Source organism: Marinobacter sp., assembly GCF_044799475.1.
Classification (GTDB): domain Bacteria; phylum Pseudomonadota; class Gammaproteobacteria; order Pseudomonadales; family Oleiphilaceae; genus Marinobacter.
The window spans coordinates 3,741,348-3,757,327 of sequence record NZ_CP085217.1; the positions used below are offsets into that span (position 1 = coordinate 3,741,348).

Below are 15,980 nucleotides of genomic sequence, written 5' to 3' on the forward strand. Positions count from 1 at the left end.
AGACACTGTGAAACATCGCTTTTTCCTTTTTCTGGCTGCATTGCTCCCGTTTCCGGCTCACGCGCTTCAGGTTGTCGATCAGCCAAAAGCTGAACCCTACCTGTCTGAAGAGGCGCTGCCACCGTCCTTTTTTGATTTTGATCCGGATGAATTCTGGCGTGAGCCCAGAGATTCCTACTGGCTGGATTTTTCCAACTGGGTGCTGGGACAGGAGGGGATCCAGGGAGAAAGGGTGCAGAGGCTGGGGGCATGGGCTGATCGCACCCTGTCGGGGAGCCCCCATGCCATGCCAAACAATGAAAGCTACCTGCGAATCGGTTTTGCCACGGAATCTGCGTACGGGAATCTGGCCCAGTTCAAGCCGGAAGTAAGGTTCAAGCTGGATGTTCCCACGGTGGAAGAAAAGCTCCGGGTAGTCTTTGAGAGCGAAAGCGAGGAACTCATCCCGCTGGGCGAGCGGCGCCGGGACCGCCAGCTCACGCCGGATGAGCGCACTGATACGGAGCCCACCGGGGCCTTTCGCTATATTTCAATGCTGACTGAATCCATCAATCTGTCCAACGACGTGGGGGCCCGCCTCAGATTTCCGCCGGATGCCTTCTGGCGTGCCCGCGCCCGTGGCCGGTGGCAGCTGCCCAGCGGATGGGGACTCACCCTTGAGCAGCGGCTGTACTATTTTCATGTAGATGGCTGGGGAGCGCTGAGTCGCCTCAGTCTGGCGAAGGATCTCGGCAAGGGCTGGGACCTGGTCAGCGTCAGTGAGACCGAATGGGTCCATGAGGACCGGCAGTTCGAGTGGTCGCAGGTGTTCAGCGTCTACAAGCGACTGAATAACCGTTCCACCATCGCGCCAAGGGTGGGGGTTGTGGGGGAAAGCAAGCCAAACTGGCGCACCACCAGCCCTTTTGCCGACCTCACCTGGCGGTACCGCCTTCACAGCGACTGGGTATTCGGAGAGCTCATCCCCGCTGTCGCCTTCCCCCGGGATGAAGACTTCGAGGACCGGGCATCCATCGTGTTCCGGATAGAACTTCTGTTCTCGGGAGACATCCGCCGATGAGCCGCCACCCTTCAAAAGATGCCACCGAGGCCCTGACGCTGACACCCATTGCCCTTGTCCGCTCCTGTTTCCGGGATAAATTCGGTGTGCCCCGCCAGCCAGGCCTGACCTCAAACGCCTGGGCGGACCTGATCATCCAGCCGCCCTATGACCGGGAGGATGCTTTCCGGGGCCTGGAATCCTGTTCTCACCTGTGGCTGACCTTTCAGTTTCACGAGGCGGTGAGAGCCGAGTGGCGGCCGGTTGTACGCCCACCACGCCTGGGAGGCAACCGCAAGGTGGGGGTATTTGCCAGCCGCTCGCCTTTTCGGCCCAACAGTCTGGGTCTGTCTGTGGTTCGAAACGAAGGCCTGCGCCGTGAAGGCGGGTCCCTGATACTCAAAATCCGGGATCACGATCTGATCGAAGGCACGCCGGTTCTGGACATCAAGCCCTACCTGCCGTTTGCGGACTCGGTCCCCTCGGCCTCCATAGGCTGGGCGGACAGCCCGCCGGTGGAGCGCCTGGCGGTAACATTCAGCGCGGAAGCGGAGCAACAGCTTGCCGGTCTGGATCCGGCCGCCTATCCGGACCTTCGGGGGCTGATCGAGGATGTGGTGAGCTATGATCCCCGCCCCTCATTCCGCCGGGGTCGTGACGAAGCACGTATATACGGCGCTCACCTGTACGATCTCAATGTGCGGTTCCAGTTTTGTGGAGATGGTGTCGAGGTGTTGACGGTCTGTTAGACTGCTTCAGGCCTGAATTTATTCTCCGGTACCACTTTCGGCCAGTACCCTCAGCCAGTACCCTCGACCAGCACCATTCCCGGGGGTGGTTACACGGACGGACATGGTCCTCACAGGGAAGACGTGTGCAGTGACGTTTCCAGCACTTGCAAGAAAATTCGGTATCCGGCCACTGGCGGCGCGCCTGCTCGTCTATGTGCTCGCGTTCAGCCTGCTGTTGTCTGTGGTGGCCACGGGTCTGCAGATGCTGGGGGAATTCGGTCATCACCAGGACGAACTGGTAACCACCCAGAAAAAGACAGTCGAACTTATGGCCGGCAGCCTGAGCAACGACCTCTGGCTGATGAATTACAGCGAGGCGGCGGATACTCTCGACGCCATGCTGACCCTCCCTTCCATCCAGCACGCCAGTATCACCATGGTGGGCGGGGAAGAATTTACCGCCGGAGAATACCCGGAAGGCCAGGTAGTCAGTCATTCCTTCCCCCTGACGTTCGAAAATACCCGCCGCGGCAGTTCACGGGCTCTAAACAGTTCACGGGTTCCGGACAGCCCGGGAGTTCAGGACAGCTCAGAGGTTCTGGGCGAGCTGACGCTCACCTCCTCCCTGGACCGCGTTTACGAAGAACTCAGGGAGCGGGCCCTGGTGACCCTGGGGTTCCAGTCGCTGATCATCATGGCGGGCGGCCTGGGGCTTCTGCTGATTGTGCGCCTGACTCTCTCCCGGCATCTGGAGACCATGGCGGACTATACCTTCCGCCTCAATCTGGACGCCCTGATTGAACCCCTGAAGCTGCGTCGCAAGCCGCCTCGAACCCCGGACGAGCTGAGCGAGATGGAGCAGGCTCTCAATATCATGCGGGTGCGGCTGCTCGATGAGGCCCGGAACCTCCGGCAGTCCAGCCTTCAGTCCCAGGGCGAACGGGACGAAGCCGTGCGGGCAAACGATGCCAAGAATCTTTTTCTGGCCAACGTCAGCCATGAATTGCGCACACCTCTCCAGTCAGTGCTCGGCTATGCCAGCCTGCTGGGCGACACCCGGCTGGACGACGACCAGCGGGACTATGTCCAGACCCTTCAGCACGCCGGGGAAAACCTGTCTGCCATCATCAACGACCTGCTGGACATCTCCAGCATGGAAGCCGGCAAACTGGTGCTGGACAACATACCCTTCGACCCCCGGGAAACCCTGAACGATCTGGTCACCATGCTGGGAAGCCGTGCAAGGGACAAGGGCCTGACGCTCGAGCTGCGGGTGGATGAGAACCTGCCCATGGTTCTTCGGGGAGATCCGGTCAGGCTGAGGCAGGTACTGCTCAATCTGGTCTCCAATGCCATCAAGTTCACCGATTCCGGCCATGTGCTGATAAGCATTGAGACCATGGGCCGTGACAGTACCAACGTCCATCTGCGCCTGTCTGTGGAGGACACAGGCGTGGGTATCAGCCCGGAGCATCTCCCCCTCATCTACGAGCCCTACGTACAGTTCGGGCAGCGGTTCCAGCGCCAGCTGTCCGGGGCCGGCCTGGGCCTGACCATATGCCGCCAGCTCGTCAGCCTGATGGGCGGGCGGCTGGACGTGCAGAGCCGGCCAGGAGAGGGCTCAACATTCTGGGTGGAGCTCTCGCTGGCCGTGGCTCCGGAAGGCGCCAGCCGATTGCGGCATGACACCCGGCTGCTTCGGGGCCGCCGGGTTCTGGTGGTGGACTCCTACGAGCTGTCCCGGAAAATCACGCTGGAAATGCTCTCACGCCATGAAGTGCAGATTGATGCGGTACGCTCGGCGGGAGAGGCCCTGACCATGATTCGCCAGGCGGCCGACAACGGGCTGCTTTACGATGCGGTGGTTCTGGACGGCTTTGTGCCGGACATGGATGCCGACCTCCTGTGCCAGCAGATCCGTGACAACAGTGACTGGCAGCACACCCGGGTGCTGATCCTTTCCTCCAATCCGCAACGGGGAGATGCTGAGCACTTCCGCCGTGCCGGGGCCGATGCCTTCCTGAGCAAATCCCTGCGGGATGCCTGTCTGGCACCAATTCTCCATCAGCTTTTTGCAGGCACTGACCGCGGTGAACGGACATTCCTCACCCGGTTTTCCCTGCAGCCGGATGTATCCCGGCGGCCCCAGGCCCGGCTCGCATGCGGACGAATGCGCGTTCTGCTGGTGGAGGACAACCCGGTAAACCGGACCCTCACCCGGCGCCTGCTGGAAAAGCTGGGCTGCGAGGTAATGACCGCCAACGACGGAGAGGCCGCCGCAAGCCTGTGGCAATGGCACAGTTTTGATATCATCCTCATGGACTGCCAGATGCCGAGAATGGACGGCTTTGAAGCCACCCGGCGCCTGCGTGCCTGGGAGGCTGCCGAAGGCCACCGGCCTGTGCCAGTGGTGGCGCTGACGGCCAGCGCCATGGAAAAGGACGAGGAAAAGTGCCGCAAGGCCGGAATGGACGCTTTTGTCGCCAAGCCCGTCAACCTGGAAATGCTGCGGGCCGTTTTGGAACAGTTTTGTGAGAAATCAAGCGTATGATTGTTGAATGCCCCACCTGTAAGAAACCCGTGGAATGGGATACCGGAAACACCTTTCGGCCGTTCTGCAGCCACCGCTGTCAGCTGATCGACCTTGGCGCCTGGGCGAATGAGGAATATCGTGTGCCCGCGGAAAACGTCGATCCGGACGATCTTGATCAACACCTGGATGATCTGGATAGCCGGGATAGCCAGGATAGCCAGGATAGAAAGAATCGCTGATTGCCGGTGCCCCCTCCCCCCGCCGGGAGTCCAGTTAAACCAATGTAAGTTGAGCCCCTGACGGACCACCGTTACCATGTGGCTCATCAGTCATTACCCGATTAACGCCGAGTACCAAGGATCCATCAATGAACTATTCCCGCATTCCGCTTTTCGTCCTGTCTCTGGCCGCCGTGCCGGCATTTGCCGCCGACGTGGACCTCAGCCTTACCAATGAATCGGTGAAGGGCCAGGTCAATTTTTTCGATAACAGATCCGAGATCCAGGTGGGCACAGGTTACACCTACCACGAAGGCAGCCGGCACCTGCTGAACGTGGACTTTCACGCCCAGGGACGCACGGCGCTGGGCAACCTTCCGGCCACCGCGGGCATCGGGGTGAAGGCCCTGGGCTGGGACGATGACAATGACTATGATGGCGGCGCCCTGGGTCTGGGCGGTTTCGGCACCGTAAACCTTCCCAACGTGCCTGGCCTTTCGCTTCATGGCGCTCTCCATTATGCGCCCTCGATCCTGTCATTCGGCGACTCAGAGGACATGACCAGCGTGGAGCTGCGCGCGAGCTACCGGGTCATCCGCAACGCCGAAGTTTTTGCAGGCTACCGGTATCTGAACACTGATCTGGAAGACGTGAAAGGCGACATCAACCTTGACGAAGGCGTACTGGCCGGCATCAAGATTTTCTTTTAAACCCTATTCCTCCTGATCCCCGGCCCGCGGCAGGTTCCTTCCCTGCCCGCGGGCCCCTTCCGATTCGTGCCTCATCTCACTGTTTTGCCCCCCTGCCCCTGCTAGACTTCCGGAAAATATTATCCTGCAGGAAGCTCTTCATGGATCTTGATACCGGTTCCCGAACCATTGCCCGGCCAGTCTGGCAACGCCTGTTTTTGCCTGGCCTGGCACTGGCTGGTCTGCTGGCACTGTCAGCGTGTGGTGGCGACGATGCCATTGATCTCGCCAAGGCCAGCAAAAACAGCTTTCCCCCGGCCAAAAATCCCATCGATGATTTCTCCGAAACCAGTACCGGGGATTCCAGCAATTCAGTGGGTCTTGCAGCGAACCAGGTCCGCGTGACCATGGAAGTTCCCGGAAGCCTGGCACCGGATGGCGAGCTTACCCGGCGCAACCTCCGCATCGTCGAGCCGGACCAGGTCCGGGTTTACCGGACCAGTAACCGGCTTCAGGAGCTTGGTAGCGTCAACGATGCCCGCCAGGTACGCCGGGAAAACAAACGGGTGGTAATCGAATTCGGCAGTGGCCAGCCCCTGGGGCCCGATGTGGTGGTGGAGGCATCCTTCGGAAATGCCGTGTTCCGGGCTTTTGCCAGCGATTCGGACCGGGACATCAAGGCCAACCCCTTTTCCGAATACCTGGTCGAGAATGCCCTTGGCGGCTATACGGACAGCCAGTTCGATCAGGTGATGGACTGCGTCAACAGCGACAATGGCGACAACCTGTGCCTCAACAAGTTTGTCTGGTCCACCCTCTCCGACCAGATCCAGGATTTTGAGATAGACATTCCATCCGGTGTTGGCGTAAACGGGTCGTTAAGTGTTTTGAACGAGCGGGCGGATTTTGCCAACTACGTGTCTGCCATGGCGGATTTCGCGCTGCTCGACGCTGCGTCTTCCGGGAAGATTGCGGCCCAGTCTGCGGATTACAATTCGGTTTTCCTGGGCATCGAACTGGGCCAGAGCTTTCTCGTCTCCAGCACCCAGGCGCCAGGACAGTGGGGTACCCGGGTCGCACGGGAAGAGTTTCTTCAGGATGATCTCGGCACCGCCTTTGTTTATCCCGGCCTGACCCTGGCTTCATTCGATATTTTCAATATCCGCATTACGTCGCTGGCCACCGATATCCCTTATGTGAGGGCCACGGTGGCCCAGACATCAGCCAATGAATTCTTCCCGCGCCTGTCGGATTTCTGGGATCTCAATACCCAGTCCACCTCCCCTGGCGCTGCCACGGTCGCTGACGATCTGCGGCTGCTGGCCGGGCGCTCCCTGTTCCAGAGTGTTACCGGTCTGGGCAGCTCCCGGACCATTGGCTGGACCCGTAACCCCTTCTTCCTTGATGCCTATGTTGGCGGCGGCTCAGAGGACCCGGACCGTGTCCTCAATGGCTACTTCAGCGCCGGCAAGGCCATCGAACTGACATCCCGCGCCGGAGAACTCAAGCGCGAACAGACCCTTGAGAATCATTATCTCTCCGCACTGGATTTCAACCTTGCGCGCTCATCCAGTTCGCCAGAGGATTTTGATCTGACGCAGATGGACGGGGAGTCCTATAACCTGGTCAGCTTCGCTGTCCGACTTGGCGCCGAGAATGAGCCTGTGCGGGTTGAATCCGGCGTCGGCACCTGGTTGGTTTCGGGACAGACCGCACATCAGAGCATGAGCGACACCCAGACGATTACCCGGGATGACACCGGTGGGGTCACCCCAGGCGATGTGGACCGAAGTGGAGCCCGGGTTCTCAGTAACCGGACGTCACAGCTGAGCTCCGGGGATGTGAACATGGGCCGGCTGAACCTGCACACAGATGCCAACCTGGACAGCGGCGAGCGCCCGCAGTTCGGTGTGGGCGCCAGCACCCCGGATGCCTCTCTCCTGGCCTTTAACCTGGACAACACCACAAACGGCGACGGCCTGCTTGTGGCCGCACGTCAGACAGCCACTCTCCCGACTTCCGGCAGCTACCGGGTGCAGGGCCTGACCATGGGTCTGAGCACAGACGTCAACCGGCTTTCCCACTTTGCCGGCGCCAGCCTCACACTCACCGGTGCCGCCACCGCGAGGCTTGAAACAAAAGGCTTTGAAGTGGTGCATACAGTTTCGCAGGAGAGCGTTTCACGGCCTGGCGCCATGGCTGAACAGACCATCGATATGATCTACGCCGATCTGGACGAGGGGCGTGTGTCCTTCAAGTCCGGAGACCTGGTTCTGCAGGGCTTTGTATCCGCGGACCAAGAGCAGATGGTTCTGCGGGTCACGGACCAGCGCGATGGCGAACAGACACTTGGACTGGTGCTGGCCACGCTTCTGCCCTGAGCCTGCGTCGGGAAATCATAACCTGTTATAATGGAGTTCCGACGTGACCTGACTAGGAGCTTTATGTCTACTGGAATCCGGCTAGCTGTTTTCGCATTGCCACTGGTGATTTTTGCCATCTGGGGCATGCTGTACGAACCCGACGCAACTGATTCCGGTGATATTCGCCTCAGTAGCCTCCCGGCCCTTCCCCAATGGGCAGACGCTCCTTTACCGGACTTTTCGGTATATTCCGACACCACGGACAGGAAAAATGCCTTTTTTTCCTTTCTGTATCCCCGGATTGTTCTGGCCAATGCGCGGATCATGATCCAGCGGCAGCATCTCATGAACCTGTCCCGGAAAGACCTGCTGGACGAAACGGAGATGAACTGGCTTGTACAGCAGGCTGAGCGGCTCCGTGTTCCTGCAGAGCCAGGTAGCGACGAGATGTTCGATATGCTTGCACGCCGGCTGGATGTCATTCCACCGTCACTGATCCTGGCCCAGGCGGCCAATGAATCTGCATGGGGCACTTCGCGGTTCGCCCGCAAAGGTAATAACCTCTTTGGCCAATGGTGTTTCACAGAGGGCTGCGGCCTGGTCCCCAGGGGGCGGGTTGAGGGTGCCAGCCACGAAGTGGCCTCTTACTCATCGGCCTACCAGTCAGCCAGATCCTACATCCAGAACCTCAACCGGCACCAGGCTTATCAGACCCTGAGAAACACCCGTGAGCAGCTCCGCCAGGAGGGCCAGCCTCTCAGCGGTCACGCCCTGGCACAGGGCCTGATCGGCTATTCAGAGCGGGGGCTTGAGTACATCCGGGAGATCCGCAGCATGATCCAGCAGAACAATCTGACCTACTACGATGAGAAGTATCGCGAGCAGGTACAGGACGGTTCCGACAGCTCGTCACTGATCAATCTCGCGACTGCCCCCGAAGAGGCCCTTCTGCCCGCAATGGCGGACGAAGGCTGACCGGAAAACCGGCCCCGGCCGCCAGGCCGGGCGCTGAAATGCACAAACACCTTCCCTGCCGGAGATCCTGGCCCGATGCTGACGAATCTGCCTGCACCGCTGAAAGGCTCACTTGCGGTGCTTCTTGTTCTGCTTAATACACTGATCCTTTTCCCTGTGCTGATCCTGTTTGCGATTCTCAAGCTGATTGTGCCCGTGCCACTGGTCCGTAAACTCAGCACCCTGGCCCTCAACCGCATTGCCTGGCTCTGGATCGGTTTCAACAACTGCCTGACGGACCTGCTCCACAGGATTGAGTGGGACGTCAGAGGTGCCAGGGACCTTGACCTGCGGCACTGGTATTTCGTGACCTGCAATCACCAGACCTGGGCCGACATACTGGCCATCCAGCATGTACTCAATAGCCGCATCCCCCTGCTGAAGTTTTTTCTGAAAAAGGAACTGATATGGGTGCCGCTGCTGGGAGTTGCATGGTGGGCGCTGGATTTTCCGTTCATGCGCCGTCACACAAAAGAGCAGATCGCGAGGCGTCCGGAGCTTCGGGGCCAGGATCTGGAGACCACCCGTCGTGCCTGTGAGAAGTTCCGGACCACGCCTGTCACCATCTTCAATTTCATGGAAGGGACCCGTTTTACCCCTCAAAAGCACCGCCAACAGGATTCGCCTTACCGGAACCTGCTGCGGCCCCGCGCCGGGGGCACAGCCTTCGTTCTGTCGGCCATGGGTGAGAGCCTGCACACCATGCTGGACATCACCATTTTCTATCCCGATGGGGCGCCGAGTTTCTGGGACTATGTATGCGGGAGGGTGGAGCGCATCACCGTCCACATCCGTACCATGGAAATCCCCCGGAAGTTCCGGGGAATGGATTACGCCAATGACCCGGAACTGCAGCAGGAATTCCAGACCTGGATCAGTGAACTCTGGGCTGAAAAGGATGAGCTGATCGAGCAGCTGAAAGCCTCATCGGCAAATTCGTGACATTGCCAGGCCATTGCCACCCCGAAGGCTATAACAGCCCCAGCTCCCGGGCCCTGACGATGGCCTGGGTTCGGGACCTGACCTCCAGCTTGGCGTTGATCCGCCGGGCGTGGGTTTTGACCGTATGCAGTGAGATATGCAGCTTGTCGGCGATATCCTGGTTGGAAAGGCCGCGAGCTATCAGCTCCAGCACGCCCTGCTCACGTTCGCTGATGGGGTCGGCGAGTGTGCCGGCGGAAGCCATGCGCTCTGCCTCGATTGCGTCCAGACCAAAAACGGCCTTGATGGCCCGGATGAAATCACTGTCACCCAGGGCGGGAAGCATCGCCTGCACTGCCGGTTTCAGTTCATGGCGCAGTTCCATGAAAGGGCTCAGGTAATGTTCTTCCGAGGCCATGCTCACGGCTGCCACCAGAAGCGCCTGGGCCCTGTCCTTTTTCCCTGCCTGGAACTGCACAACCACATCCAGCAGCTCGCCGTGGAAGCTGGCGGCATATGACGGCGGATCCCCCGCTTTCAGCCGCTCTATGCCAGCTCGCGCTGCTTCGCTGCGGTTCTGACCCAGGGCATGGCGGACCTGGAGGCTGTCCACGAATTCCGGTAGCAGGGGAAAGAGTTCCGGCACGCCGCACTCCCCCCGGTACGCCTGAAGCCTGGCCAGTGATGCTCCGGCACTGTCGTACTGCTCCTGGCTTAGCCAGCAGCTGATCTTGAGGGCTTCAAGCAGCGGCGAATACACCGCATCATCCACGTGCCAGAGCTGCATGGTGCGTTCCGCCTGTCCCAGCCAGGCGAAAGCTTCCGCAACATCACCCCCGGCCCTGGCGATAAGAGCCCGTAATGCCAGGATCACCAGGAAGCCCAGATCCCGGGCCTGTTCCGCATAGCGCGCGTAATGAACCAGCAGACGTTCGCATTCTCCCGTGCGCCCCTGATGCCATAACACCAGGGCAAGGCCGAGCTGGAGGCGGCCCTCACCTATGCGCGGCGGGCGATTGGGGTCAGTCATCACCGCATCCAGCCCATGGCGCAATAACTGCTCAGCCCTTCTGACATAACCCTTTGCCAGCTCGATCCGGGCATGGTCGTAGACTGCCAGCATTTCGCAGCCGCCATCCCCGATCTCCCGGGCCAGGCGCGAGGCCTTTCGATTGGCGTTGCGGGCATCCACAAACCGGCTCTCAGCGCAGAGCGCGCTTGAGCGCACCAGCAGCGACATGAAGCGGGCATGGGTGGCCAGTTCCGGCTGGGCAAGCGCCCTGTCGGCCTGAGCCAGCGACTCGGCAACGTCTCCCTGCCCTCTCAGAATAAAGGCCTTCAGGGCAGCTACTCTGCCCTCTAGCTCAAGTTCCTGCTCCGGAGTCAGGGAATCTATCAGTCTGCGAGCCTCCAGAAACTGGCCACTGATCGCATGTACCCAGCCATAAACCAGACGCAGCCGCGGGCTTTTCTGGATCAGATCGGCTGGCAGGGAGCGCCGGAGCCGGAGCAGTGATGCCGTGTCCTGACTTACCAGCAGAGCCTCAGAACCCACGGATGCAATGTTCAGGGCATGATCCAGATCGTCACCAACCAGGGCGTAACGCAGTGCTTCCGCGTAATCACCACGGGATTCAAACCATTCGCTGGCCTTTCTCGACCTTGCCTGCTGCCCCGGAACGCCACGCGCAGACAACCAGTCGCGGGCCAGAGGATTGAACCTGAACCATCGGCCCCGGCCAGGGATGGAACGCAGGGGCAGCCCCCTTTCAACAGCGGCCGAAGGCGTGAAGCCCTGATCGCAGGCCGGATCCGCAACCTGCGTGAACAGATCATCAGAAATGGCATCGTATTCTGCCATTACACAGAGGGAGCGTTGCTGGCCAGTGGTCAGCCGGCCAAACAGTGTATCCTGGAGAAAACGCTGGACACTCCGTGTTTCCTGTATTGGCAGCCGTTCCTGCTGGTTGTCCTCGAGTTCACGGCGGTAAAGGGCAAGGGGGGTCAGCCAGCCTTCCGTGAGGACATACAGATGCTCGATTGTATGCTGGGTCAACTGCCTGCACGTCTGGCTATCCTCGAAAAACGTCAGGATATCGTTCCTTGTCAGCTCAAGGGCCTCCGAGGTGACATGATAAAAACGGCCCTCAAGGGAATAGCGGTGGGTTTCGATCGGTAGCGGCTGACGGGAAATCAGCACCAGCCTGAGCCCTGGCGGCAATTCACCTACCAGGAGATCCAGAATCGCCAGGGCCGGCGCTGTCACCAGCAGGTCCACGCCATCCAGGACGAGGGTCAGCGACTCTTCCGGGTATCTGTCAGCGCGAAAAGTGGTCAGAAGCAGGGTCAGCGCGTCCGTCAGGGAACCGGATACAGGCTTGGAGAGAGCCTGATGCCTAAGCTCCGGCCGCCGGAAGGCAAGCATGAGAAGCACAAGAAAACGGGAGGGGTCATTGTCATGGGATGTGAGCCCCACCCAGCTGACGGATTCTTCCGCCTGGCCAGCCAACGCATGAGCGAGGGCCTGAGACTTGCCGAAACCCGCGGGAGCCTCAAGGTGCAGTACGCCGTCCCTTCGCAGAGCGCCTCCGAGCCGTTCCTGGATGCGGCTCATTTCAATTGCGGGCGGGAGCAGTCGGGGCCGTCTGATGCGGTGCTGCAACAGGTCCCAGATCAACTCACCAGCCTGGGCACCGCCGGCCAGCGAAAGGTACTCATCGTTGGCCGCCCAGCCTTCATCGAATGGTTTCAATCTTTACCCCATCGGAATGCCGTGGCTCTGTCGCGACATCCGGAGGCGTGGCTGCCTTTTCCGGATATGCGTAGCCTGTGGCGTGAAGAATTTGCGATCGACAATGCATACACCTTTAGTCTTATGGCGCAAAGATTAAACCAAAGAGTGCCTGGTAGCAAAACCTCCTGGACAGAGAATTCATCCAAAAAAAAACCGGCGCATGAAGCACCGGTTTCAACGACCCGATCAGACCAGCTTAGCGGCCAGCCGCACGGCGCAGAGCTGAGGGAGTGTAATCCCTTGAAGCACGCTCGATGCCAAAGGTGTACGGGTTGTTTTCCTGATTGGTCAGACCCAGTGCCAGATAGCGGCCGGAGAGCAGATCAGTCAGGGTCTCGATGGCATACCAGGGTACCTTCTGGTCGTAGAAGAACATGCCGTGAGCTTCAGCAACACGCCACATTTCGCCACGGCCATCGTAATGGTCGATCACCGCTGCCTGCCAGCTGTCTTCGTCGATGTAGAAGTCACGCTGTGCGTAGATATGACGCTCACCCGGCTTCAGGGTTGCGCGAACATGCCAAACGCGGTGAAGCTCATACCGGGTCAGGTCCTGGTTGATATGGCCGGCCTGCACGATGTCATCGTAACTCAGGCTGCGGTCAGTGAGCTTGTAGGAGTTATATGGAATGTACATCTCTTTCTTGCCCACCAGTTCCCACTCGTAGCGGTCTGGAGCACCGTTGTACATGTCGAAATTGTCCGATGTACGAAGGCCATCAGAGGCTGTACCTGGTCCGTCATAGGCGACCTGGGGAGCACGACGCACACGGCGCTGACCGGAGTTGTATACCCAGGCGCGACGGGGCTCTTCAACCTGGTTGATGGTCTCGTGGACCAGCAGCACGTTACCCGCCAAGCGGGACGGACCGGTAATTGCCTGCTTGAAATAGAACAGGACATTAGGGTCCATACCAGGCTCGTAGTCTGTCAGGAACGGACGCCAGGTCAGCTCATCCTGGAAGGTGACGACACTGAAGCTGCCGTCTGCAGTAGGCGTGACCTGCCCCACGTTCCGGCTCACTGACCCACCCCGGTACCGCGTGATGTGGTTCCAGATAGCCTCCAGTCCATTATTTGGTATGGGAAAAGGCGTTGCTTCCTGGTAGTTTTCCATGCCGTTGCCACCGGCCACCAGCTCGACTTTGGTGGCGTTCTGCACGGTCTGATTCATGATCTCATCAGGGTAAGCCGATGTCCGATGGGTCTTGTAGACCGGCATCCTGTAGCTGTCGTACTTTTTGATCATGGCCACCTGGCCAGGGGAAAGCCTTTCCTTGTACTGGTCCACATTGCTCTGGTCAATGATGAACAGTGGCTGCTCGTCCTTGAAAGGATCAACGTAAATGCCATCGCCCTTGTAGCCAGCCGGGATGCTGGTCAGGCCACCGTCCCAGGCAGGAATTTCGTCGCCGTTCCCGGCCTTCTCCGCGCCTATCGGCGTAAGGGAATTGCCCAGTTTCGCGGCCTCCTCCGCAGACACGGCTGCGGAGACGTTGCCAGCGAACAGGGATGCGGCAAACACCCCCGTGGCAATCAGTGTCTTGTTCAGTTTCATTTAAAATACCTCGTTGAACGAATTCAGGCCCGATCAGAAAGAGTAGGACACACTCGCGCTGACAAAATCCCGATCGGTCAGCTCGTTATACGGCTTGCCGCCGAAAAAGTTCGTGTACCCGATGTTGGCAGTATACTGGTTTTGATAGACCGCCTGAACCGAAAGACCAATTGACTTCTGATCCTCTCCGAAAGCGCCGCCCGGCTGGGGCGCATAACCCTGAACATCATGACTCCAGGCAAGCTGCGGGAACAGGTTCACGCCAGCGAACACGTTGGAATACTGCCACACGAACCTTGCACGATACCCCCAGGAGAATGAGGTTACAAAGCCTTCAGCTGTGCAGTTATCGGGATTGGAGTTCAAGGTCTCACACAGATCCGTGCCATCTGCCAGCGGAATTGTCCCGATGCCGAAGGTGCCGGAACGGCCATAACGGGCGTCGCTTTCGTCAGGAAGATCATGGACATAGGTGGCGCCAACTTCCGAAACGAACGTCAGGCGACTGGCACCCATGACCTGATCGAAAAACTTGATCAGAGTGAACTGCGCCTGGGAAACGTCAAACCGGTCGAAGCCATCGACAGGCTTGCCTGCAAGGTTCGCACCACCGGATTCCTCAAGACGCTGCTCCTCCAGCTTGCTCACGATTTCTCCATTCGGCCCGCGCACCTGGTTGCCGCCAAAGAGCAACTCAAACGAGTTCCACTGAATCGGCATGTCATGGCGGAAACTGTATTCCGCACCCACGGACCAGCCCTGGAGGGTGGTATTGATGCTGATACCGTAAAGATCGATGTTCTCCGGATACTCAACGAAGTAGCTGGGGAATGCGGCCGTGTCCAAATCTGGATCCCGCTGCTGCGGATTCGGGCCGCTGGTGTCGGGGGATGCCGGATTATTTACGAGGCCACTCACATAAGGCAGGCGACTGTTGTACTTGATGTAGTAGAAGCCGATTTCCGAATCGTTGAGCTCAGGTACGTACCAGCGAACCGCGACGCCGAACTGATCCTTTTCGTCAGCTTCCTTGTCGCCGAGTCGCTCAGCCACTACACCCTGAGCCAGAGCCTGGGAATCCGGCACAGCGCCAGTGAGCAGGACCGGACCACAGCCATCAGCCGCGAAGTCGTTGGTGGAGAAGAAGGTGCCACAGTCGTCCGGCTCAACCGGATCCCAGTCGGTCTGGACAAAGGCTTCAACGGTTACATTGGGTGTGATGCCGGCCGACACGAACAGCATCTCAACAGGCAGCAGCGCTTCTTTTATCTCTGACCCGGGAGCACGGAAGGCCGGCACGTCGATTGGATTGATGGTATTGATGCCGCCCTGGATAAAGGTGCTCTCGCCCCAGCTCACTACCTGCTCGCCGTAACGGACACTCAGGGGCATATCGCCGACGTACCAGTCGGTGAACACATAGGCATCCAGGAGTTCAACGTCAGCGGCATTGTCGTCCGCCTCGTCATTGAGTGCACGGCGCTGGCCCACAGGGTCTGTCGCCCGGGTGCCATCCTTCAGCTCGAAGTCGTAATAGTAGCGGCCGCGAACAAAGGAGCCGATACGGGTCAGGTAGTCGTTGGAGGTGTTGTAGTTCAGGAAAAGCTCGGTTGTGCCCTTGGCGACAGTGGAAACCGGGTCTCCACTCTCAAAGTTGAGGTTACCGTCGTCAAAGTTGGTGCTCGATGCGCCTTCCGTGGTGCCGACATATTCCGGTCCCAGGTTGCCCTGACCGATGAGCCGCTTGTCGGCATCCTGCGTCCGTATGGTGGTACCCAGGGATAAGGTAGTATCCAGCGATGCTTCCACGTCCCCCATATAAAATGAAAATGCTGACGCCGGACTGGATATGCCAGCTGCAATAGCCGCAGCCAGGGGCAATTTTGCCCATTGCTGCCACTGATGAGTTTTTCTTGTCATTGGAAGGCTACTCCATTGTTGTTCTGAGTCGCTGCTCTGGTTTTGATGTTCACGATGATGTTGGAGGCGTCATGCACAGTGCCCACGATAGTCGCACTATAGCTAAGCCGACTGAATGCTTTGATCAGTCAAAAGTATGATTTTGCACTCATACCGGCCATCCCCCTGGGCTGGCTCCAGATTGCCTTGAGTCACTATAG

11 protein-coding genes are annotated in these 15,980 nt (G+C 59.2%); 8 read left to right on the top strand and 3 right to left on the bottom strand.

Translation table 11 applies throughout. The features are described from left to right. Positions 1–7: 7 nt before the first annotated feature. The 8 genes from LG327_RS17160 (at position 8) to LG327_RS17195 (ending at position 9,529) form a co-directional block, all read left to right on the top strand. Positions 8–1,060, top strand: coding sequence for a hypothetical protein (locus LG327_RS17160; protein WP_404363785.1), 1,053 nt, complete (start codon positions 8–10; stop codon positions 1,058–1,060). Next, a complete protein-coding gene (gene tsaA / locus LG327_RS17165; RefSeq protein ID WP_404363786.1) occupies positions 1,057–1,788 on the top strand; it encodes a tRNA (N6-threonylcarbamoyladenosine(37)-N6)-methyltransferase TrmO in 732 nt (243 codons plus the stop codon). The genes LG327_RS17160 and tsaA overlap by 4 nt, the downstream gene beginning before the upstream one ends. A 244-nt stretch (positions 1,789–2,032) precedes the next feature. Further along, positions 2,033–4,321 carry a response regulator gene (locus LG327_RS17170; RefSeq protein ID WP_404369523.1) on the top strand — a complete coding sequence of 763 codons (2,289 nt, stop codon included), beginning with the start codon at positions 2,033–2,035 and terminating at the stop codon, positions 4,319–4,321. After that, positions 4,318–4,542, top strand: a complete 225-nt coding sequence (gene yacG, locus LG327_RS17175) for a DNA gyrase inhibitor YacG (RefSeq protein ID WP_404363788.1) — start codon at positions 4,318–4,320, stop codon at positions 4,540–4,542. Before LG327_RS17170 ends, yacG begins: the two co-directional genes overlap by 4 nt. Positions 4,543–4,670: 128 nt before the next feature. After that, positions 4,671–5,231, top strand: coding sequence for a YfaZ family outer membrane protein (locus LG327_RS17180; RefSeq protein ID WP_404363789.1), 561 nt, complete (start codon positions 4,671–4,673; stop codon positions 5,229–5,231). 140 nt (positions 5,232–5,371) lie between these two features. Beyond that, positions 5,372–7,591, top strand: coding sequence for a hypothetical protein (locus tag LG327_RS17185; protein WP_404363791.1), 2,220 nt, complete (start codon positions 5,372–5,374; stop codon positions 7,589–7,591). Positions 7,592–7,654: 63 nt separating this feature from the next. Beyond that, positions 7,655–8,548: a glucosaminidase domain-containing protein gene (locus LG327_RS17190; RefSeq protein ID WP_404363792.1), complete on the top strand. Its 894-nt coding sequence runs from the start codon at positions 7,655–7,657 to the stop codon at positions 8,546–8,548. 75 nt (positions 8,549–8,623) lie between these two features. Next, the gene (locus LG327_RS17195; protein ID WP_404363793.1) at positions 8,624–9,529 is read left to right on the top strand and encodes an acyltransferase; all 906 of its coding nucleotides are present in this window, start codon (positions 8,624–8,626) and stop codon (positions 9,527–9,529) included. Between the two features lie 28 nt (positions 9,530–9,557). On the opposite strand, the gene LG327_RS17200 is transcribed toward LG327_RS17195, so the two are convergent. The 3 genes from LG327_RS17200 to LG327_RS17210 all read right to left on the bottom strand — a co-directional run bounded on the left by LG327_RS17200 (position 9,558) and on the right by LG327_RS17210 (position 15,780). Next, entirely contained in the window at positions 9,558–12,260 is a 2,703-nt protein-coding gene (locus LG327_RS17200) for a LuxR C-terminal-related transcriptional regulator (protein ID WP_404363795.1), read from the bottom strand. A gap of 238 nt (positions 12,261–12,498) precedes the next feature. Then, positions 12,499–13,860, bottom strand: a complete 1,362-nt coding sequence (locus LG327_RS17205; protein ID WP_404363796.1) for a DUF1329 domain-containing protein — start codon at positions 13,858–13,860, stop codon at positions 12,499–12,501. A gap of 33 nt (positions 13,861–13,893) precedes the next feature. After that, positions 13,894–15,780 carry a DUF1302 domain-containing protein gene (locus LG327_RS17210; RefSeq protein ID WP_404363797.1) on the bottom strand — a complete coding sequence of 629 codons (1,887 nt, stop codon included), beginning with the start codon at positions 15,778–15,780 and terminating at the stop codon, positions 13,894–13,896. Positions 15,781–15,980 lie beyond the last annotated feature (200 nt).

Excerpts from the sequence above, each read along its gene's own strand:
- LG327_RS17210 (WP_404363797.1), bottom strand. The coding sequence starts at position 15,780 with ATGACAAGAAAAACTCATCAGTGGCAGCAATGGGCAAAATTGCCCCTG.
- LG327_RS17195 (WP_404363793.1), top strand. The coding sequence starts at position 8,624 with ATGCTGACGAATCTGCCTGCACCGCTGAAAGGCTCACTTGCGGTGCTT.
- LG327_RS17185 (WP_404363791.1), top strand. The coding sequence starts at position 5,372 with ATGGATCTTGATACCGGTTCCCGAACCATTGCCCGGCCAGTCTGGCAA.
- LG327_RS17205 (WP_404363796.1), bottom strand. The coding sequence starts at position 13,860 with ATGAAACTGAACAAGACACTGATTGCCACGGGGGTGTTTGCCGCATCC.
- LG327_RS17170 (WP_404369523.1), top strand. The coding sequence starts at position 2,033 with ATGCTGGGGGAATTCGGTCATCACCAGGACGAACTGGTAACCACCCAG.
- LG327_RS17190 (WP_404363792.1), top strand. The coding sequence starts at position 7,655 with ATGTCTACTGGAATCCGGCTAGCTGTTTTCGCATTGCCACTGGTGATT.
- LG327_RS17180 (WP_404363789.1), top strand. The coding sequence starts at position 4,671 with ATGAACTATTCCCGCATTCCGCTTTTCGTCCTGTCTCTGGCCGCCGTG.
- yacG (WP_404363788.1), top strand. The coding sequence starts at position 4,318 with ATGATTGTTGAATGCCCCACCTGTAAGAAACCCGTGGAATGGGATACC.
- tsaA (WP_404363786.1), top strand. The coding sequence starts at position 1,057 with ATGAGCCGCCACCCTTCAAAAGATGCCACCGAGGCCCTGACGCTGACA.